At 61.8% G+C, this 20793-nt stretch carries 19 protein-coding genes and 1 pseudogene; 8 read left to right on the top strand and 12 right to left on the bottom strand.

Features of this window, described 5'->3' with window-relative positions:
• The 6 genes and pseudogenes from A3A9_RS0130255 to A3A9_RS0130240 form a co-directional block, all read right to left on the bottom strand.
• A partial coding sequence (locus tag A3A9_RS0130255) for a transposase (protein ID WP_027059232.1) occupies nt 1-193 on the bottom strand: 193 nt, incomplete at its 3' end.
• A gap of 28 nt (nt 194-221) precedes the next feature.
• On the bottom strand, nt 222-1526 hold the full coding sequence (locus A3A9_RS44330; protein WP_152536202.1) for a hypothetical protein: 1305 nt from the start codon (nt 1524-1526) through the stop codon (nt 222-224).
• Nucleotides 1505-2761, bottom strand: a complete 1257-nt coding sequence (locus A3A9_RS45365) for an HsdM family class I SAM-dependent methyltransferase (RefSeq protein ID WP_202596419.1) — start codon at nt 2759-2761, stop codon at nt 1505-1507. Before A3A9_RS45365 ends, A3A9_RS44330 begins: the two co-directional genes overlap by 22 nt.
• Before the next feature lie 7 nt (nt 2762-2768).
• On the bottom strand, nt 2769-3461 hold the full coding sequence (locus tag A3A9_RS45360) for a type I restriction enzyme HsdR N-terminal domain-containing protein (protein WP_202596418.1): 693 nt from the start codon (nt 3459-3461) through the stop codon (nt 2769-2771).
• Nucleotides 3462-3625: 164 nt separating this feature from the next.
• Nucleotides 3626-3907 (bottom strand): annotated as a pseudogene (locus tag A3A9_RS0130245) (substrate-binding domain-containing protein); the annotation flags it as partial.
• Nucleotides 3908-3940: 33 nt separating this feature from the next.
• Nucleotides 3941-4537 (bottom strand): hypothetical protein, encoded by a 597-nt coding sequence (locus tag A3A9_RS0130240; RefSeq protein WP_051371266.1) that lies wholly within the window; start codon nt 4535-4537, stop codon nt 3941-3943.
• Between the two features lie 250 nt (nt 4538-4787).
• Between A3A9_RS0130240 and A3A9_RS0130235 the strand changes: the two genes are divergently transcribed.
• Nucleotides 4788-6134: an MFS transporter gene (locus A3A9_RS0130235; protein ID WP_027061983.1), complete on the top strand. Its 1347-nt coding sequence runs from the start codon at nt 4788-4790 to the stop codon at nt 6132-6134.
• A gap of 40 nt (nt 6135-6174) precedes the next feature.
• On the opposite strand, the gene A3A9_RS0130230 is transcribed toward A3A9_RS0130235, so the two are convergent.
• Nucleotides 6175-7323 (bottom strand): LacI family DNA-binding transcriptional regulator, encoded by a 1149-nt coding sequence (locus tag A3A9_RS0130230; protein ID WP_027061982.1) that lies wholly within the window; start codon nt 7321-7323, stop codon nt 6175-6177.
• A 586-nt stretch (nt 7324-7909) separates the two neighbouring features.
• Between A3A9_RS0130230 and A3A9_RS0130225 the strand changes: the two genes are divergently transcribed.
• The 6 genes from A3A9_RS0130225 to A3A9_RS0130200 all read left to right on the top strand — a co-directional run bounded on the left by A3A9_RS0130225 (nt 7910) and on the right by A3A9_RS0130200 (nt 13924).
• Nucleotides 7910-8869, top strand: a complete 960-nt coding sequence (locus tag A3A9_RS0130225) for a sugar-binding protein (protein WP_027061981.1) — start codon at nt 7910-7912, stop codon at nt 8867-8869.
• Between the two features lie 121 nt (nt 8870-8990).
• Nucleotides 8991-10529, top strand: a complete 1539-nt coding sequence (locus A3A9_RS0130220) for a sugar ABC transporter ATP-binding protein (protein ID WP_027061980.1) — start codon at nt 8991-8993, stop codon at nt 10527-10529.
• A 59-nt stretch (nt 10530-10588) separates the two neighbouring features.
• Nucleotides 10589-11584, top strand: coding sequence for an ABC transporter permease (locus A3A9_RS0130215; protein ID WP_027061979.1), 996 nt, complete (start codon nt 10589-10591; stop codon nt 11582-11584).
• Nucleotides 11585-11668: 84 nt separating this feature from the next.
• The gene (locus tag A3A9_RS0130210; RefSeq protein ID WP_027061978.1) at nt 11669-12448 is read left to right on the top strand and encodes an SDR family NAD(P)-dependent oxidoreductase; all 780 of its coding nucleotides are present in this window, start codon (nt 11669-11671) and stop codon (nt 12446-12448) included.
• A complete protein-coding gene (locus A3A9_RS0130205; protein WP_245279156.1) occupies nt 12445-13041 on the top strand; it encodes an SDR family oxidoreductase in 597 nt (198 codons plus the stop codon). The genes A3A9_RS0130210 and A3A9_RS0130205 overlap by 4 nt, the downstream gene beginning before the upstream one ends.
• Nucleotides 13025-13924, top strand: coding sequence for an aldose 1-epimerase (locus A3A9_RS0130200; RefSeq protein WP_027061976.1), 900 nt, complete (start codon nt 13025-13027; stop codon nt 13922-13924). The genes A3A9_RS0130205 and A3A9_RS0130200 overlap by 17 nt, the downstream gene beginning before the upstream one ends.
• On the opposite strand, the gene A3A9_RS0130195 is transcribed toward A3A9_RS0130200, so the two are convergent.
• The 4 genes from A3A9_RS0130195 to A3A9_RS0130180 form a co-directional block, all read right to left on the bottom strand.
• A complete protein-coding gene (locus tag A3A9_RS0130195; protein ID WP_245279155.1) occupies nt 13921-14679 on the bottom strand; it encodes an SDR family NAD(P)-dependent oxidoreductase in 759 nt (252 codons plus the stop codon). The two genes, A3A9_RS0130200 and A3A9_RS0130195, sit on opposite strands and share 4 nt — an antisense overlap.
• Complete coding sequence (locus tag A3A9_RS0130190; protein ID WP_027061974.1) at nt 14679-16241, bottom strand: sugar ABC transporter ATP-binding protein; 1563 nt, start codon at nt 16239-16241, stop codon at nt 14679-14681. The genes A3A9_RS0130195 and A3A9_RS0130190 overlap by 1 nt, the downstream gene beginning before the upstream one ends.
• A gap of 56 nt (nt 16242-16297) precedes the next feature.
• Complete coding sequence (locus A3A9_RS0130185) at nt 16298-17272, bottom strand: sugar ABC transporter substrate-binding protein (protein ID WP_027061973.1); 975 nt, start codon at nt 17270-17272, stop codon at nt 16298-16300.
• A gap of 62 nt (nt 17273-17334) precedes the next feature.
• Nucleotides 17335-18345 carry an ABC transporter permease gene (locus tag A3A9_RS0130180; protein ID WP_033838881.1) on the bottom strand — a complete coding sequence of 337 codons (1011 nt, stop codon included), beginning with the start codon at nt 18343-18345 and terminating at the stop codon, nt 17335-17337.
• Between the two features lie 245 nt (nt 18346-18590).
• Between A3A9_RS0130180 and A3A9_RS0130175 the strand changes: the two genes are divergently transcribed.
• Nucleotides 18591-19622, top strand: a complete 1032-nt coding sequence (locus A3A9_RS0130175) for a substrate-binding domain-containing protein (RefSeq protein WP_027061971.1) — start codon at nt 18591-18593, stop codon at nt 19620-19622.
• Here the strand turns inward: A3A9_RS0130175 and A3A9_RS0130170 are convergent, their stop codons facing one another.
• Nucleotides 19623-20792, bottom strand: coding sequence for a mandelate racemase/muconate lactonizing enzyme family protein (locus A3A9_RS0130170; RefSeq protein WP_027061970.1), 1170 nt, complete (start codon nt 20790-20792; stop codon nt 19623-19625).
• Nucleotide 20793: the final 1 nt, after the last annotated feature.

The following is a 20793-nucleotide window of genomic DNA, read 5'->3' as shown; positions in this document are numbered from 1 at the left end:
TGAAGCGGTTGTAGATCGTCTTGTGGGGACCATACTCGCTGGGCGCGTCGCGCCACCGAAGGCCGTTCCTGATCACGAAGATGATGCCACTGACGATCCGCCGATCATCGACCCTGGGCACTCCGTGAGACAGCGGGAAATGCCGCTCGATCCGGCGCATCTGCGCCTCCGACAGCCAGATCAAATCACTCATTGCAGCGCCTCCTCGCACCGCCAATGAATCAGCCGTTTGCTGTCTCCGCAAGAACTTTAATAGGTCCTGACCCTAGATGCGGAATAGACATGCCGTAAGCTTCTCGGATGACGAGAGGTCGCCCTAGTGTTGGATGAGTAAGTGCCGTGATCAAGTACCCGGCCCGTGCCTTTGTTGGGTCGGGAGCAATGCGAATTAAATCATCAGATAGGAAAAATGATCGATGGTAATCTGAAACAAGTTTTGCTGAACCGTTCAATCCATAGATTTGACCTGACCTCGCCATTATAATCCAATTCTTTTGAACGAGAAATTCTTCGAGATCTTTCTTTCCCTCGACCAGAACCGTCTTTAGATAATACGGATTGGTTGTGAACACATCATCCGCACTCATGTAGGGAGTGCCACCTTCACCAAATATGCGCTTGAAGCGATTGGGCCACCAAACCCGTTTAACTAGCGTGCCGAGCGGCTCCCAGCGGCGGAAGCTGGCAACGAGCGAGCGGACATCGGGCGCATGATAAGCGGCTTCAAATCGCCGGCGAAATCTATCGATCTCAGAAGTCCAGATTGTGAAGCCGGTTTCGGCACCCTCGATCTTGTCGAAACCGAGTGCTGCTTCATATTTATCTTCAGCTCGCCGGCTCAATTCAGTAGCCCTGTTGCGGCAATCAACTATTGCGCGAACTCGCTCTGCGAAGATTTTCGCTGTGTCTGCCGAAACCTCGGGGATAGGAAGCGAATTAAGGTGCGCAGGTTCAATGTGACGAATGATACTCGCATACTGCGAGCTACTCATCATCGCTTGACCCTGCGGGGATCTAAGAAAGCCATATATCCATCCAGAGAGATCTGGTCGCTTTGCGCTCACGCGCATAAAGTGATGTGATATTATTGCGTTCTCGTGTTGCTTTGTCGCTACAATACTGCGTCCGACAGTGGCAGATGCCATAACCAGAATAGTACCTTCCGCCACGAACCGTTTTTCAGCTGCATGTGTTTTTTCTAACGCCAGCCACTTTCTGGGGGACGGAATTGGATCAAATACCTGGCTAGTATTTAAATAAGGCACACCGTTCTCCGGCGATACCATAATTTGCTTAATTCTAGGTGGAGCACTTACTGTGGCGATATCTCCAAATGTCTTCCATCCTTGGGCCTTGGCTTCAATTGCAATTCGTATCCCATAGCCGTTTGTCAGGTACGACTCGCCTTCCATTCGGCGTTGGCCGCTGAATAGCAACGAGGCCGGCAGAGCAGCTGAATTGACCGTATGCCAAGGCCATCGGTCTTGCGGCTCGCGCGGGGCGGCTAATCTTGCTCGGACAGCCATAACCGAAACGCCTGTGCGATCTGAAGAGTGTTGTCGTCTATGACTTTCTTCTGTGCTCGTTGTCGCCTGTAGATGGGCTTGCCGTCCTCATACTCCTTAGTCTGCTCTTCGATCTCTTCTACAATTTCGTTTCCTGCGCTGTCGCGGACGTAGGTAATGTTACCGCGCTTGTCATGGCCAATGTGGTCGGCCACAGCCATGAATACTCGATAATTGTTGAAGCGTCCTGCTGCCTCTTCGACTGCCATGTCCTCCGGTGTCTTGCGCTGGAGTACGAGAACGCTCGTCTGAATTGAAACATGCGGTTGGAAGGTATCTGGGTGTAGATCTATGCTACTAAGAACACGCGTGTTTTTAAGTATCCATTCGCGGACGTAGCCTAGGCCGGGCGATCCAAGGATGCCATCAGGTAGGACGATAGCGCACCGCCCCGTGCCCGGCTTCAGTAGTCGGACACATCGCTCAATGAAGAGGATTTCTGGCGGCTGCGACTTCTGCACTTCGTCGCGCATCGTCCACTTGTCGGCCTTCTCATCGTAAGCCCACGAATGGCCAAGATCGTAAGATTCGAGAATGGCAGGGTCGTCGATAGGGATTTTTGAACCGAAAGGCGGGTTGGTAAACAGAATGTCGACGCATCCCATCAGGTTACGGGCACGCAGTGCTTCTTCCCACCTTGCTGGCGATTGCAATGCGTTAGCCTGATAAAGGCCGCCCGCGCCATCATTATTCATTACCATATTCATCTTGGACGCCTTTACCAGATTTGGGTTCAGGTCGGTCCCAACTATGAACTTTTCAGCAAAGCTCTTTACTCGCGCAGGAGTTGCTGCCTCGGCGCGCTCAATATTGCCGCCCCACTTCGCAATTTCTGCATGCCGAATTTTTTCAATGACGTGGTTCATGGCGGTGATGAGGAAGCCGCCGGTTCCGCACGCGGGATCCATGATTAGTTGCTTCTCGCCGGGGTCCAACATAGCTACCGCCATCTGGCAGATATTACGTGGCGTGAAGAACTCGCCGCGATCACCTCGCAGATTTGAGCCCACGATTTCTTCGTACGCTCGCCCCTTTACGTCGATATCGCTTTCAAGAAGTGAATACATTTGAAGTTGGCTGACGATATAGGCTAGAACCTCGGGGTTCAGATCCACCTCTTCATTTGACTTAAAGATCGTGCTGTATTGACTCTTAACTTCCGCGAACAAAGATGAAATCCGCTTCTTCACCTTCATTTGACCGTTAAGGTTGTGTCGTTCCTTCGACGTGGCAAAAAAATCCACTTCGTCCGAATGGCGCTCGTCCTGAATCTTGCAAAATATGATCTTGAGAAGTTCCCAAAAAGGCCTCAGGCTTCTGAAGTCCCTGATTGCCCGCGATGTAGTTGTGGCAGCGGCGGAATGCGAACAGCAGAGCATCCGATGACGCAGCCTTTAGCTGCTCAAATTTGGGCCGCTCGACCTCATCTTCGCCTCTGCCTTTGCTCGGAATATCGGGTATCTCGTCGAATGAGATGCTTCCGTCTTTGTCAACGCGGCGATAACAGAAGCGTTCGAGCCCGTTAGTCCACATTCCATAGATTGCGTTGGGGCAGGCTGCCATATAACTCTGAAGCTGGCCGACGCCGTCTGTTCGGTCAGACGACTTCACTTTCTGGGACTTGCATTCAATGATCACCCGGGCTCGATCCTGGGTGTGCGGATCGCCGGGATTGAAAATAACTAGGTCGGCTCTAGGCTTTCTCGATCCAACTGCCAGCGTGAACTCGACACCTATTTCAGCTTTCAGGTAGTCGTATTCGCGCACCAGAGACTTTGCGATCTCCTGGCGCACGTACTCTTCTGGCGTCTCGTTGCGTTGCGTGAGCCCGTCGATAAAGTCGAGGATCTTGCCTTGCTGAACTATCACTGCTGTTGGTGCTAGCCGGACATTCATCTATAAGCCCCGCATCCCAATTTCATTCGATGATTCGCCATTGGGCTTGTGCTTAGCTGATATCGGCATGGGCCGTTAGTCCCAGATAGCTTTAATTCTGTCGCCGAAGGGACTTGACGCCGCCTAATTCTACGATACCAGAAAGCGATCGCTTTCGTTTCTCGCTAGTCCGCCGACCTTACACTCTCCCGCTCCACCAGCGGGCACTCCAGCTTGGTAATCGGATGCCTTCCCCCCAGGCGCCGCCGGCGCTTCGAGCTGCTCGATCGCCCATTGGCCCATCGCCATATGCGGCTGGATCGAGGTCGTCAGCGGCGGGAACAAATGCCGGGCGATTTCCTCGTCGTCGTAGCTGACCACGGAAATGTCCTGTGGAGTGTGCAGGCTTCCTTCAGCGCCTCGTAGCAGCCGATCGCGGTGCGGTCGTTCTGGCAGAAGATGCCGGTCTGGCGGTCCTACGGTGCCATCGCGCCACTCCCCTACGACGAAGGCAGCCTCGGCTCCTCCACCAGGTAAAACCTGTCCTTCGGCGAAAAATCCGTTACCAAAAACGAAAACGAAGCACTCTCGCGCGGGTCGACCTTGCCTTTGCTGAACAGCAGCCGGTCATAGGGCTCAAAATCGCGTTTGAATTCGGCGAAGCTGTCGGACTTGATCATGTCGTCCTCGCGCTGCGCCTGGTCGAAGGACAGGCCGTCGCCATAGTCGCTCGGCCGGTTCATGATCGCCTGCAGCTCGAAGCCGAATTCGATCCAGGCGTCGCCGCTGTTGTTGCGGGTCACGATCTTCAGCGGCAGGAAGCCGGTCGCGTAGTCGCCCGCCGATCCGAAGGGCTGGATCGGCCTGATGGCACGGATGGTCAGCGTCACCGGGTCAGCGGTGTCCAGTTCCTCGGTCACTACGATCGGGTCGGCGCGGGTCCCGGTGCCCGTGGCCGAGAGGATCCTGAAGCCGCCGAGTTCGTCGGAGAACGAGTAGGCGCCGGTCTCGAAGATCCCGCCGGCTTGCGCGCGCGGGCAGCTTGCGGCCAGCAAAGCCGCGACTACCTGCACACAGCGCAAGCCCGGACGCGTCATGGACCGATTATGGACGACAATTGCCCGGCCGCATACTGGCCGGCTGCCTGCTCGCGACCCTCGCAACAGCCTTGGCCGATAATTTCCCTGCGTCTGGTTGACCGTCCGACATTGCCAACAATGCGCATGCCCTCTATTTCGACCCCATCGATCTTGATGAGGCCAGCGGCCGATCGGGCACGGCCTCGTCGACAGCACAAAAGGGGCTGCGAACAGCAACCGCGCCCCGTCGGAGTATGTCCCAGTGTCCATCTCAGCTACCGCAGCGTCGGCCAACGCCGTTCCCGCCAATCCGCGTTCCCGCGTCATCCTGGCGAGCCTGATCGGCACCACCATCGAATTCTACGACTTCTATGTCTACGCCACGGCGGCGGTGCTGGTGTTCCCGCATCTGTTCTTCCCGGCGGGCAATGAGACGACAGCGCTTCTCGCCTCCTTTGCCGTGTTCGGCGCGGCGATGATCGCGCGGCCGCTGGGCGCCATCTTCTTTGGCCATCTAGGCGACAGGCGCGGCCGCAAGATCACGCTGGTCGGCGCGCTGCTCACCATGGGCATCGCGACGTTCCTGATCGGCCTCTTGCCGACCTATCCGGTGGCTGGCTGGTTTGCGCCGGCGCTGCTGGTTGTGCTGCGGCTGGCGCAGGGCTTCGCGCTTGGCGGCGAATGGAGTGGCGCGGCGCTGGTGGCGACGGAGAACGCGCCCAAGGGCAAGCGCGCGATCTATGGCACGTTTCCGCAGCTTGGCGCGCCCATCGGGTTCATCATTGCCAACGGGCTGTTCCTGATCATCGCGGCTGCATTGCCTTCCGACGATCCGTCGCGGCCATCGCTCGCCTTCCTGGCGTGGGGATGGCGCATCCCGTTCCTGTTCTCGGTCGTCATGGTCGTCATCGGCCTGTGGGTGCGCCTCAGCCTTGTGGAAAGCGCTGCCTTCGAGAACACGGTCCGCAAAGGCGAGGTCAAAAAGGTGCCGCTGGCGGCCGCGGTGAAGACGCACTGGCGGCAACTGATCCTCGGCACTTTCTACATGCTGGCGACCTACGTGCTGTTCTACCTGATGACGACCTTCTCGCTGAGCTATGGCCGGGCTGCTCCCACAGGCGCGGTTCCGGGCCTCGGTTACGACTACACGACCTTCGTGCTGATGATGATCATCGGCGTGGTGTTCTTCGGCATCTTCACCCTGGTTTCCGGTCCGTGGGCGGAGCGGTGGGGGCGGCGCACGACGCTGATCGCGATCACGCTCGGCATCATCGTCTTCGGCTTGCTGTGGGTTCCGATGCTCGCGGCCGGCACGGTCGGTGTCATGGCCTGGCTCATCATCGGCTTCACGCTGATGGGCATGACCTTCGGGCCGATGGGCGCGCTGCTGCCGGAACTGTTTCCGGCCAGCGTGCGCTATACTGGCTCGGGCATCTCCTACAACGTGTCCTCGATCCTTGGCGCCGCCGTCGCGCCGTTCATCGCGGTGGCGCTGTGGCGCGTCGGCGGCGGCAGCCCGTTCTGGGTCGGCGTCTATCTCTCGGCGATGGCCGTCCTGACGCTGATCGCGCTGCTGATCGGGCAGGAGACCAGGGACGTCGACATCGACAGGTAGCGCTGGCGTTAAGGCGGGCGATAGCGGTCGGCGGCAGCTGTCAGCCGGCCTTCACCGCGCGCACACTCTCCCGCTCCACCAGCGGGCATTCCAGCTTGGTGATGGGGTAGCGCCCTCGTCCTGGCGCCGTCGGCGCCTCGAGCTGCTCGATCGCCCATTGGCCCATCGCCATATGCGGCAGGATCGAGGTTGTCAGCGGCGGAAACAAATGCCGGGCGATTTCCTCGTCGTCATAGCCGACCACAGAGATGTCCTGCGGGATGTGCAGGCCGGCCTCCTTCAACGCCTCGTAGCAGCCGATCGCGGTGCGGTCGTTCTGGCAGAAGATGGCGGTCGGGCGGTCTTTCAGCGCCAACAGCTTGACGGTCGCGGCATAGCCGGCACTTGCCGACCAGTCGCCCTCGACCACGAGGTCCGGATCGAACGGGATGTCGGCGGTGGCAAGCGCGCGGCGGTAGCCCTTCAGCCGATCCTGTGCGGCTTGCATCCACGGCTCGCCGGTGATGGTGGCGATGCGGCGATGGCCGTGGCTGACGAGATGCCGGGTCGAGCTCTGGCCGCCAGCGATCTCTGAAGGCACGACGGCGGGGAAGGCATAGTCCGCCGTGTAGCAGTTGAGCAGGATCACCGGGATGTCCAGGCTGTAGAGGAAGTCGGGCGCCGTGATCTCGCGGGTGAAGATGGTCATGTAGATCAGCGCCGAAATACCCCGCCTGGTCAACGCCTGTATGGCGCGCGGCTCCATCACGGCGTCGCCCATGGTCTGTGCCACCAGCAGCACGTTGCCGGCATTCCACGAGGCCTGGCGCGCGCCCTCGATGGCCACCACCGCCTCCGGGCTGGTCGCAAGCTGGTCGACGGCAAAGCCGATCACCCCGTCGAGTCCATCAAAGGCGGGTCCATCAAAGGCGGGTCCATCGAAGGCAGGGCTCCCGAAAGTGGCAACGGGCTTCTGCAGTGCCGAGAAGGCGGGCGCACTGTAGCCAAGCGCACGGGCGGCCTCGATCACCCGTTCGCGGGTTTGCCGCGACAGCTTTATCCCTGGCGAATTGTTGAGCACGAAGGACACGGTCGCCTGCGAACAGCCGGCGGCCCTGGCGATGTCGGTCATGGTGACCCGCCCCTTGGGCTTCGCCGGCGCCTTGCGGCGCTTCGCGGTCTCGATGGCCGGATCCCTGGTATCGCTCATTGCGTTGGTGTCCCCAATCCTGTCTAGCGGCAGCCTTCCGGGTCGACAAGATGACGCGGCGGCGCCGATTTATAGAAAGCACTGGACAGTTTATATCTATTAGTAGCATCGCGGTCCATTGCTCTTGCACGCCGGATACCAGGAATACACGGATTTTTCGGCCTGAGATGCCGTACGCCGAGGCTTGGGGTCGTCGGGCATATCGGCTGCGAAGCCGCAGGGACGTGTCCGGATACAGGTTTGGAACTAATACTGTTTACTAATACAAAAATGCGCTGTAACGTCAATCCGCCGCGTCCGGGTCGCTGGATCCGGGAGTGCTCGTGAATGGTCCGATGGCGAGTGGGTATTGCCTCCGCTAACCTTATAGCAGATATGTGATATGTCAGACAAATCGGACTATTTACGAAACGGGGATGAGTCTCTAAAGTCCGTGATCGTGGCTGGAGCGACGCCATTCTTTCAGTGCCGGGAACCCTGAGGAGGAGGGCGTCCAAGCTGCAAACCACAAATTCAAATGAGCAAGGCAATTCTAAGTGAGCAAGACGGGTCAGCCCAACGGCTGGACCAAAACGGGAGGTTGAACATGAAATCCTTGATACGTAATGCATCCGTAGCCGCCACGGCGCTGCTGCTTGGCCTGTCGGCCACGGCAATCGCGCGCGCCGACGACAAGCCGACGCTGGCCTTCGTGGTCAACGGCGCTTCCGATTTCTGGAAAGCGGCCGAAGCCGGCGTCAAGAAGGCGCAAGGCGAACTGCCCGACTACACGCTTGAGCTCAAATACCCCGAGCAGTCCTCGGTCGCCATACAGCAGCGTCTGATGGACGATCTGGTGACGGCCGGCGTCAAGGGCATCATGGTTTCGGCCGTCGATCCCAAGACCTCGACCGATGGCCTGAACAAGATCGCCTCGCAGACGGCGCTGTTCACCACCGACTCTGACGCCCCGCAGACCAAGCGTGTCGCCTATATCGGCTCGTCCAATGTCGACGCCGGCAAGCAGGCGGCCGATATCGCCAAGAAGGCCATGCCCAATGGCGGCAAGTGCCTCGGCTTCGTCGGCCTGCTCGGCGCCGACAATGCCAAGGAGCGCATCCAGGGCTTCAAGGATGGTCTCGCCGGCACCAAGATCACGCTCGACGACGTGCGTGGCGACGACATCGACCAGGCCCGCGCCAAGAAGAACGTCGAGGACGCGCTGGTCGCCAGCCCCGACGTCACCTGCATGGTCGGCTTCTATTCCTACAACACGCCGCGCATCTATGAAGCGCTGCGCGATGCCGGCAAGCTCGGCTCGATCACGGTTGTCGGCTTCGATGACGATCCGATCACGCTGGGCGGCGTCAAGGAAGGCACCATTGCCGCCACCGTCGTGCAGCAGCCCTTCGAATGGGCCTATCAGGGCATGAAGCTGATGGCCGCCTATCTCAAGGGCGACAAGTCGGGCATCCCGGCCGGCAACCTGATCATCATCCCAACCAAGATCATCGGCAAGGATGATGTCGACGCCTACGCCGCCAATCTGAAGGCGATGTCAAAGTAAGATCACAGACAGTTCAGCCGGCTCAACGTAGCTTGAGCCGGCTGCTCGCATTGACGAAGCCCGCTGGGATCGTCAGTCTGCTAAAGCGGCCATTTTGGTCCGCCGGCTGCTGTCAGGCATGATGAATTATTCCGACACGTCCATAACAGCCTCAATCCCGTTCCTCAGCCTTGAGAACGTGCGCAAGACCTATCCGGGCGTCGTCGCGCTCGATGGTTTTTCCATGGACGTCAGGCCGGGCGAGGTCATCGGCCTCGTCGGCGAGAACGGTGCCGGCAAATCGACCCTGATGAAGATCCTCGGCGGTGTCACCACGCCGGACACCGGCACCATCACGGTCGATGGCACCGCCCATAAGGGGCTGAGCGTCGAAGGCAGCCTGGGCTCGGGCATTGCCTTCGTCCACCAGGAACTCAATCTGTTCGACAATCTCGATGTCGCCGCCAACATCTTCTTCGGCCGCGAACCGCTGCGTGCCGGACCGCTGAAACTCGTCGACCGCGCGAAGCTGCGGGAGATGGTGGCGCCGCTGCTGAAGCGCGTCGGCGCCAATTTCTCCCCCGACACGCAGGTCGCCGACCTGTCGCTCGCCCAGCAGCAGATGGTCGAGATCGCCAAGGCGCTGTCGATCAAGGCGCGGCTGGTGATCCTCGACGAACCGACATCGAGCCTGCCGCTCGCCGAAACCGACAAATTGCTCGACGTCATCAAGGCGTTGAAGGCCGACAGCATCAGCGTCATCTTCATTTCGCACCGCCTGCACGAGATCGAGCGCGTCGCCGACCGCGTCGTCGTGCTGCGCGACGGCATGCTGGCCGGCACGCTGGGCAAGCGCGACATCAATCATGACCAGATGGTCAAGCTGATGATCGGTCGCATGCTGAAGGAGCGCGAAAAGGCCTCCGAGGCCGCGCGTGCCCCCGGCGCCGTTGCACTCGCCGCCAAGGTCATCCGCACCCCAGCCTATCCGAGCCGGCCGGTCTCCCTCGACGTCAGGCGCGGCGAAATCCTCGGCCTTGCCGGACTGGTCGGCTCCGGCCGCACCGAACTGGCACGCGTGTTCTTCGGCATCGATGGCAGCCTTGGCGGCACGCTCGAGCTCGACGGCAAGCCACTTGTTCTCGGTTCTGCCGCCGATGCCGTCGCGCATGGCATTTTCCTGGTGCCGGAAGACCGCAAGCTGACCGGCATCCTGCTCGACCTCTCGATCGCGCAGAACATTTCCCTGCCCAATCTGCCGGCGCATGCCAGGCGCTCCCTGGTGTCCGCCAGTGCTGAGACCGCCACCGCCGAGACGCAGAAGAAAAACCTCGGCATCAAGGCGCCTTCGGTGCAGACGCGTACCGGCACGCTGTCGGGCGGCAACCAGCAGAAGGTCGTGCTCGGCAAATGGCTGGCCATGAACCCCAAGGTGATGATCCTCGACGAGCCGACACGCGGCATCGACATCGGCGCCAAGGCGGAGATCTACGGGCTGATGCGGGCGCTGGCCGATGCCGGCGTCGCCGTACTGATGATCTCCAGCGACATGGAAGAGGTGATCGGCGTGTCCGACCGCATCGCCGTCATGCATGAGGGCCAGATCTCGGGCATTCTCGACAAGGACCAGTTCAGCCAGGAAAATGTGCTGCTGCTGGCAGTGGGCAAGCAGCCGAAATAGTTTTCGCGCAGGTATCGCGAGACCGCGCAACCTGCCCAGGCAGGGATTGGGAGAAGACGATGAGCAAGAAAGATCTCGGCCTGCTGATCCTGATCCTGGTGGTCGGGGCGATCGTGGCGATCATCAATCCGCGCTTCCTGTTACCGATCAACCTTGCCAACACCTCGAACCTGATCGGCCTCTTCGGCATCCTGTCGATCGGCCAGGCCTTCGTCATCATCACCGGCGGCATCGAACTGTCGGTCGGCTCGGTGGTGGCGTTGCTGGGAACACTGTTCGTCGACTTCATCGCCACGCGTGGCATGGGATGGCCGGTCGCCTTCGTGCTCATCCTGGTGCTCGGCGCCATCATCGGTCTGGCGCATGGCTGGCTGATCACACGGCTCAAGCTGCAGCCCTTTGTCGTAACTTTGTGCGGCCTTTTGATCTATCGCGGCGTCGCTCGCTTCTACACCGCCGACGGTACCGCAGGCTTTGCTTTCGGTCAGAATTTTCCGGAGCTGGAATTTCTCACCGCCGGCCGCTCATATGGCGTGCCCAACAGCTTCATCGCGCTGATCGTCATCGCCATTATCATGTGGGTGGTGCTGCACCGCTCGGTGTTCGGCCGCTATCTCTATGCGATCGGCAAGAATGAGGAGGCGGCGAAATATTCCGGCATCCGCACCGGCCGCATCGTCATGGCCGCCTATGTCATCTGCGGCGTGCTGACGGCGCTGTCGGCGATCTATTTCGCCATGTATACGCGCTCGATCTCGCCGGCCAGCCATGGCCAGTTCTACGAGCTCTACGCCATCGCCGCTGCCGTGCTCGGCGGCTTCTCGCTGCGTGGCGGCGAGGGCTCGCTGATCGGCGTCGTGCTGGGCACCGTGCTGCTGCAGGAGCTGCAAAATCTCGTCAACCTGCTTGGCATTCCGTCCTCCCTCAACTTCGCGGTGATGGGCGGCGTCATCCTCATCGGCGTGCTGGTCGACCAGCAATGGGGTGCGTTCCGGGCGCGACGCCTGATGATCGATGCGGCCCGCAAAAACATTGTCGGTGCGGCGGCGGAATAACGCCTCGATGCGACGCAATTGCTTGTTCGTGGCTTGAGAATATTATAATAGCATAACCCGAATTGGTTCGGGGGCGGACGAGGCATGCGCTGCGATTTGCGAGGCAAGGTAGCGCTGGTTACAGGGGCTGCAGGAGCGATCGGCAGCTCGATCGCCAGGCGCCTGTCCGACAATGGTGCCGCGGTCGTCGTCGCTGATATCAACGGCGAAGGCGCGAGCCAGGTCGCGGACGGTTTGAGCAATGCCATGGCCTGCGCCACCGACATCCGTGATACCGCATCGGTCGATAGTACCATCGCCGCTATCATGCAGCGCTACGGCCGCCTCGACATTCTCGTCAACAATGCCGGCGTCAACACGCTGGCGCATCGGGTGACCATCGACGAGTTCCCGCCCGAGGAATGGGACCGCATCACCGGCATCGACCTCGACGGCCTCTACATCATGAGCCGCGCCGCACTGGCCCCGATGCTCGGCGCCGGCAAGGGCGGCCGCGTCGTCAACATCGCCTCTGTGGTCGGCCTTGCCGCCATGCGCCTGCAGAGCCCGTTCGTCGCCGCCAAGGCGGGCATCATCCATCTGACGCGCTCGATGGCGATCGAACTCGGAGCCAAGGGTATTCTGACCAACGCCATCGCACCGGGCTCGGTGATGACGGCGCTGACGGCCAAGCTGTTTTATGGCGAGGACGGCAAGTTCGCCGGCCGCACCCAGGAATTCCTCGCCCATGTGCCGCTCGGCCGGCCGGCTGAGCCGCAGGAGATCGCCGAGACAGTGCTTTTCCTGGCCTCGCCCGCTGCCAGCTATATCAACGGCCAAATTTTGGCTGTCGATGGCGGCTGGACGGCGGGATATATGATGTGAGTGCGGCCATGGAAATCGACCTCAACCGTGCAACGGTGGCGCTGGATGGCGACAGCAACCCGGTCGCCGAGGCAGCGATCGCGGCGCTGCTGGCCAATGGCGGGGTTCTCGTCGAGGGTTCCGACGCACGCGCCGCCGATATCCTGCTGATGTCCTGCCCGTTGCGACCGGGAAATGTGGCCGGAGATCCGAGATCGCTCTATGCCGATGCGCGCAAGGCCGCGGTGACCATGACCGAGCGCGGCAGCGGGCGCATCGTCTTCCTGCTGTCGGCGACCGCCGGCATGCCGATGCGCCGCCATCCGCGCTTTTCCATGGAGAATGCCTCGATTCTCGCAGGCATGCGCACACTGGCCATGGAGTTCGGGCCAAAGGTGCTGGTCAATGCGGTCGGCGTCGGGGCGGTCGAGGATGAAACGATGGTCTCGGGCGACAAGGCGATGCTCAGCCATACACCGGTCGCCCGTGCCGGCAGCATCGAGGAAGCGGTTGCGGCCGTGCTGTTCTTCTGCGATCCACTCAACACCTACACGACGGGCCAGATGCTTGGCGTCGACGGTGGATGGATGGCAGGCTATGGGCGCAATTTCTGAACCGGTGATACTGAAGGCCGGAGCGTTTGAGGTCGGGCTGGTGCCGCAGATCGGCGGCAGCGTCAGTTCGCTGCGCTGGGGCGGCGTCGATCTCATGCGCCGGCTCTCGGACGAAAATCGCAGAGCCGGCAATGTGCTGGGCGTCGCCATGTTCCCGATGACGCCCTACGCCAACCGCATCGCCGGCAACGTGTTCGACTTCGCGGCAAAACGTTGGGGGGTCCTGCCCAACAATCCGCCCGAGAAATTCAACGTGCACGGCAGCGGCTGGCAACACGCGTGGACTGTGACTGAGGCGGGAGCCGCCAGCGCGACACTGTCACTGGATATCGCTGGCGGAGACGAGCCCTATTCCTACCGCGCGACGCAGACCTTCGTGGTTTTCGAGGAGGGCCTCAGCGTGACCATGACACTGATCAACATCGGGCCGGTCGCCATGCCGTTCGGCTTTGGCCTGCATCCCTGGTTCGACCGCGATCCGGATGTGACGCTGCAGTTCTGTGCCAGACACTTCTATCTTGAAGAGCCTGACGGCCTCTCGGGCGATTCGATCACGCTTCCGACTGAACTGGACTTCGCCGGGGATCGACCCTTGCCGGGCGGCTGGCGCAACAATGATTATGGCGGGTGGGGCGGCGAGGCGACCATCCGCTTTCCAGCACGCGGCGCAGGCCTGCGCATCAAGGCCGATCCCGTCTTCAAGCACTTGATGCTCTATGCCGATCCCACCAAACCATACTTCTGTGTCGAGCCGCAAACCAATGCCTCAGGTGCGTTCAACCGAGGCGGATGGGACGATCCGCAAGAGGGGGTGATCGTGCTGGCTCCAGGCGAAAGTGCCGCCGGCACCGTCTCGTTCATGCCTTTTGCGCTTGAACTTTAAAGCAGCCGCGCCAACAAGCCACCATCCACTTGCATGGCGCTGCCGGTGACGAAGGACGAGGCATCCGAGATCAGGAAGCCGATGGCGCTAGCGATCTCCGAGGGGTTGGCGATGCGGGCGATCCGGTTGGGCTCGAAGGACAGGCCCAGCGCTTCGGCGCCGCCGGCCGCTTCCAGCCCGTCCAGCGTCATCCGGGTGGCGACCGAGCCGACCAGCACGGCGTTGACGCGGATGCGGTCGACGGCATAGTCGAGCGCCATCTGCCGCGACAGGCCGACAACCGCAGCCTTCGTAGCAGCGTAGGCGGGCACGCCCGGGACCGTGGCGTCGGCATGGACGGAAGCGATGTTGACGATAGAGCCGCCCCCGGCCGCGCGCAGCAGCGGCAAGGTCGCCCGACAGACGCGGAAAATAGCCGTCAGATTGACGGCGATCGTTCCTTCCCAGTCCTCGTCGGAAACCTCTTCAAGCCGCTTGCCGGTGGGGTAAATGCCGGCGCAGTTGACGACCGCGTCGAGGCCGCCAAAGCGCTCTGTCGCGGCGGCTATGGCCGCCTGGACGTCGGCTTCGACGGTGAGATCGCTCTCGCGGAAGATCAACTGGTTTTCGCCGTACCGCCCGGCGAGGATCTTTCCCTCTTTGCCGTCCAGCCCGGCGCCGAACACCCTGGCTCCCTCGGCGGCAAGGTACTCCGCTGTCGCCCGGCCGATGCCCGTCGCGGCTCCCGTGATAAAAATACGTTTGCCGGCGAACATCATGACGAGGCCTGTGCAGCCATTGCGTGGCGTTCCGCCTGCGCTGATGTCACCGAGCGCAGCACGCGATCCTCGCCGCCTTCGCCACGGTTGAATTCGTCGACGATGCGGCCATCGGCGACGACGAGGCAACGGTCGCAGAGGCCGATCAGTTCTTCGAGTTCCGACGCGACGATGAGCAAGGCCACGCCTTTCTCGGCGAGTTCGACGACGAGCCGGTAGATTTCGTGCCGGGTTGCCGCGTCGACGCCCTTGGTCGGTTCGTCGAGCAGCAGCACTTTCGGCGCCCGCATCAGCACGCGGGCAAACAGCAGCTTCTGTTGGTTGCCGCCCGACAGATGGGTTACCGCGGCCTGCGGCGACGATGCCTTGACGTTGAGCGCGCGCATGGCGGCGAGGATCGAGCTGCGCTCCAGCCAGCCGCGCACCATGCCGTGCCGCGACAAGGGCGCAAGATTGCCGATGGTGATGTTGGCGCCGACCGGCAGGTTGAACAGCAGGCCGTCGCGTTTGCGGTCCTCGGTCAGCAACGCGATGCCGGCCGCGCGAGCATCGGCTGGCGACCTGACCGCTACGCTTTGACCATTGACGCGGATTGCGCCCTCGGCTGGCACACGGCCATAGATGCCATGCAGGATCTCGCTGCGGCCGGAGCCAAGCAGGCCCGCCAGTCCGACGATTTCGCCAGCAGCCACGGAAAGGCTGATGTCATTTGCGCCATGGACTGCGCCGCTGTGACCAGCGACAGTGAGATGGCGAACGTCCAGTGCGGTTGGCGTGCCGACAGGTGCCGCGTGTTCCGGAAACAGCCGCTGCAACCTCTGGCCCGACATCGAGAAGATGAAGGTCTCGGCATCGAAGTCCTCGCGCGCGATGCGCACCGCCACCTGCCCGTCACGCAGCACGGTGGCACGGTCGCAGATGGCGAGTACTTCGGGCAAGCGGTGGGTGATGTAGATCATCGCCACGCCTTGCGCCTTGAGTCGGCGCAGCACGCTGAACAGTGCATCGACCTCGGTTCCGGAAAGCGAGGCGGTTGGCTCGTCCAGCATCAGGACGCGAGGCTTCATGACGATGGCACGCGCGATCATCACCAGATGGCGCTGCGCCGAGGTCAGCGACGCGACATAGGCCCTGGGATTGATGTCGATGCCGAGGTCGGCAAAGATCTCGCCGGCGCGCTGCTCGAGTTTCCGTTGGTACACCAGCATGCCGGCGCCCAGCCCGGTGCGGCCGGCGAAGACATTCTCGGCGACCGAAAGCTGTTCGAGCACCTCGATTTCCTGCGGCACGTAACCAACGCCGCTCGACCGCGCATCGGCGGGGGAGGCGAAACTGACGGACTGGCCGTCGAGCTGGATCGTGCCGGTGTGGGAGCCGGCCGGATGCACGCCATTGAGGATTTTGACCAGCGTCGACTTACCGGCGCCATTTTGGCCCAGCAAAGCGTGGATCTCGCCCGGGATCACATCGAAGTCGACGCCGCGCAACGCCTGCACGCCGCCAAAATTCTTGACGATTGCGGTGGCCGAAAACAGCGTCTGTCGAGTGATGTCGGACACGATGATCCCTTGGAAAGGAGCCGGGCCAGCGGGACGCGGACCCGGCAGTGCGGTCGTTACTGTCCGGCGCCGTCGAGCATCTTGTAGTAGGGCGCAAGATCGGCGGCGGTTATCACCTTGGCCGGCAACGGATTGCTGTAGGGCACGGTCTTGCCCTGGGCGAGATCACCCAGCAGTTCGGCAACCTTGGCGCTCTCTTCATAGAGCGGCTGCGCAACGATGCCGTAGGCGGCGCCGGACTTCACCAGATCGAGGTTCTGCCTGATGTAATCCATGCCGATGATGACGACGTCGCGTCCGGCCTTGCGCGCCGCACCCGACCAGGTCTGGATACTGTTGCCGGTCGTGCCGAAGGCGGCGGTCACGTCAGGATTGCCCTGCAGGATGGCCACCGCCTTGGCTTCCGCCGCCGAAGGCTCAAAACCCTCCATCTGCGTGTCGAGCACCTTGATGCCGGGGTACTTCGCCGCGATGGTCTTGCGGAAAGCGTCCGACATGGCGTTCTCGGTGTCGTTGGAGGCGCCCTGCGTCAGCGCTACCGTGCCCTTGCCGCCCAGTTTGTCTCCGATGGCGATCGCGGCATTGGCGCCGACTTCGGCAATGTTTTCGCCCGTCGCCGCCTTCAAGCCCTTGACGGTGCCTTCCGGCGGCAGGACATGCCAGGTAACGATCGGGAAGCCTTCCTTAGCCAGCTTGGTGATGTAGGAAAAGATCGCTGGATCGACCCCATAGACACCGATGGCGTCATATTTGGTGCGGGCAAGGGCGGCCTCAGCCAAGGGCAACGTCGCCGGAATATCCCAGTTGGTCGCACTCGGGTCGCCGACGACTTCGCAGGTGTAGCCAAGCTCCTTGCATTTGTTGAGGAAGCCAGCCTGCATCAGCCGGTGCACGGGATGATCTTTCATGGCCTGCACCCAGAGCAGGTGAATGTCGGCGGCCTTGGCAAGACCAACCGAGCCCAGCGATGTTGCAACCACCGCCGCCGCCAACGCGGAGCGGATCAGCCGCGTTTTCAAATGGATTTTCATGCCTTACCTCCCTTGGTTCGCCGGCTTTTTGCCGGCGCAATATCACTGTTCTCTCGCGAGTCTCAGGCCCCGGCGATGAAGTAGCGGCGGCGCACGATGTCGAGGCCGACGGCCATCACCATGATCACGCCGACCGCGATCTGCTGCCAGTTGGAGTTGACGCCGATGACGACGAGGCCGCTCTGCACGATTTTCAGCAAAAGGATGCCGACGACGCCGCCGGCCACCGTGCCGGCGCCGCCGAACAGGCTGACACCGCCGACAACGACACCGGCGATGACGGTCAGTTCCCAGCCGCTGCCGATCGAGGTGCCGCCGCTGCCGAGGTCGGCCATGACGAACATGCCGGCGATCGCCGACAGCGCGCCGACGGTGATGAAGGCGCCGATCTTGTAGGCATTGGTGTTGATGCCGACGAGGTGCGCCACCTCCTTGTTGCCGCCGGTGGCATACATGTTGCGCCCAAGCACTGTGCGCCGCAGCACGAAGTCGGCAATGATGGCGGCGATGATGAAGAAGGCAAAGCTCCAACCGAGACCGAAGACGAGATCGGTGCCGCCAATATCATTGATCGCATCCGGCAGTGGGTAGACCGGATAGCCACCCGTCACCACCTGGATCAGCCCTTGGCCGATGAACAGCATGCCGAGCGTCTGGATAAACGCAGGAATGCCGAGCCGGACGACGATCAGCCCGTTGAGGAGACCGATCAGGGCGCCGACGCCGATGCCGCCGAGAATGGCTGCTGTCACCGGCAAGGCCGCCGCCGTCATCAGCTTGCCGGCGACCACGGCGGACAGGCCGGCGACCGAGCCAACCGACAGGTCGAACTCGCCGGCGACTAGCAGGATGGTCTGGCCAATGGCGATGATGCCGACAAACGACACGACGTTGAGAATGGCGCGGATGTTGCGCTCCGACAGGAAGGCCGGCTCAAGCAGCCAGAAGAAGGCGACCAGCAAGGCCATCGCTGCCAGCACGCCGACTTCGCCAACGGCGATGAAGCCGATCAATCGCCGTCGGAACGATTGCGCGTCCCGCGGCGGCGAGCTCACCTCGGCCGCGCTGTTCATCCTGACCTCCCTGACGGCGCCTGTTGCCAGCTCTTGCGGCCGGCACATGCACCCGCGCCAACCCTGGCACGCTCCTCGCAACCATTAAGATTATAATATTATAACTTGTCAACGAGGAAATTTCCCGGCGGTGCATAGCCGGGGCACGTAGCTGGAAAGCCTCGGCCGCAACCGCTATGAATGGCGCTTACGACACGGTCTGCAGAACATTGCTTTGCCGGATCGCGTTCTCTCGGAGCAGGGTGATGACCGACAAGCCGCCGGCGGGCGAGAAGAAGCCGCAACGCCTTGGCGTCCGCGAGATCGCCAAGCGCGTCGGCGTGGCGCCGATGACGGTGTCGCGCGCGCTGTCCAATCCCGACATGGTCTCGCCGGAGACACGGGCCAAGGTGCTCGAGGCCATCGAGCAGGCCGGTTTCGTGCCCAATCGGCTGGCTTCCAGCATGCGCGGCAATGGCCGCATGATCGGCACGGTGGTGCCGCCGCTGATCAATTCGGGCATCGCCGAACAGGTGCAAGGCATGTCCGACGAATGCCATGAGAGCGGCTATTCGATGCTGCTGGTGCAGGGCGAGTTCACGCAGGAAGCCGAGGAGAAAGCCATCCGCAACCTGCTCGGCTGGCGTCCGGTCGGCATGATCCTGCAGAGCTTCGTGCAAAGCGAGACGGCGCGAGCGCTTTTGAAGAACAGCGGCGCGCCGGTGGTCGAAATATCCGAAATCAAGGGCCGCAAGCCGATCGACATGGTAGTCGGCGTCTCCAACTTCGAGACCGCCTATGCCATGACCATGCATCTGGCCGCCAAGGGCTACAAGCGCATCGGCTTCGTCTCGACGCCGATCCACGGCAATGACCGCTTGCAGCAGCGGCGCACCGGCTATCACGCGGCCCTCACCGAACTCGGCATCAAGAACCATGCCGACATGGAGGTCGAGGTGCCGATCACCGCGCAAGGTGGCGCCGAGGCGCTGGTGACGCTGACCTCGAGGCACAAGGATATCGACGCCATCTTCTTTTCCAGCGACACGCTGGCCGTCGGCGCCGTGCAGGAATGCCACCGCCGACGCTGGGCAGTGCCGGGCAGGATCGCGATTGCCGGCTATGGCGACATCGACCTCGCCGCACAGCTCTATCCGCCGCTGACCACGGTCAAGGTCAATCGCTATGAAATGGGTCGGCGCGCGGTGCGGCAATTGCTGGCAAGGCTCGGCGGCGACACCAAGGTGCCGACCATCACCAGCCTCGGCTTCGAAATCGTCGACCGGGAGAGTGCGTGATCAGGGCTTCTGCTCCCGCCGCCCAAGTCGCTTCTCCCATCCTTCGGCGTGGACGTTGAGATAGGCGTTGGGATCGTAGGGATGATCCCTAATCGCATCGATGTTGAGATCGATGCCGAGCCCGGGCGCGTCCGGCAGTGACAGATGACCGTTGTCCGGATTGACCGTCGGATGCCAGGTGACGAGATCACGTGTCCATGGGTCGTTGAAGGCGTCGAAATGCTCTTGGATGAGGAAGTTCGGCACCGCCGCTGCAAGCTGCAGGCAGACCGCCGTCGCCACCGGTCCACCACTCTGGTGCGGTGCGATGTGGCTGCCATGGGCAAACGCCAGATTGGCCACCTGCATCGACGGCGCAATGCCGCCGAGCGACATCGGCTCGGGCTGGAAGATGTTGACGCCGCCGCCGGCGGCCAACGAGTAGAACTGGCCGACCGTGTCGTACATCTCGCCGGTCGCCACCGGGATAGGCGAGCGATGCGCCACCTCGTGCACGGTCTCCTGCCGGTCGCGCGAGGTCGGCTCCTCCCACCAGTAGATGTCGAGGTCGGCGAATTTCTGCGCCGCCTGCAGCGCTGCGATCTCGGTGAAACGGGCGTGCACGTCGATCAGGATCAGCGTGTCCCCGGGCAGGTCGTCACGCAACTTTCGGCAGATCGCGTAGGACAGGTCCAGTTCCTCGCGCGAGATAAAACCTTGGGCGGTGCCGAACGGGTCGAGCTTGAACGCCTTGAAACCTTTGGCCATCACAACCTTCGCGGCCTCCAGAAAGGCTTCCGGCGTGCGCTCGGTGCGGTACCAGCCATTGGCGTAGCCGAGCACGCTGTCGCGCACCTTACCACCCAGCAACTGATGGATCGGCACGCCGAGGCTTTTGCCCAGAATGTCCCAGCAGGCGACCTCGATGGCCGCGATGACCGTGCGGTGGATGTGGCCGCCATCGAGTGAGACGCTGTCCAGCATGCGCTTGGCCAGCGCATTGATGCGGCGCGGATCCTGGCCGATGGCGAGGTGCTTGAGCTCATGCACGCCGGCTTCCGTGGTCCTGATGAAGCCGTTCAGCGTGCCTTCGCCGATGCCGTGGATGCCGCTGTCGGTATGGACCTTGACGAACAGCCAGTTCTTCCAGCCGGCGCCGACGGCAAAGGTCTCGATCTCGGTGATCTTCATG

The sequence above is a fragment of the Mesorhizobium loti CJ3sym genome (assembly GCF_000472785.1).
GTDB lineage: Bacteria > Pseudomonadota > Alphaproteobacteria > Rhizobiales > Rhizobiaceae > Mesorhizobium > Mesorhizobium loti_E.
This window is presented reverse-complemented; position numbering and strand designations above follow the sequence as displayed.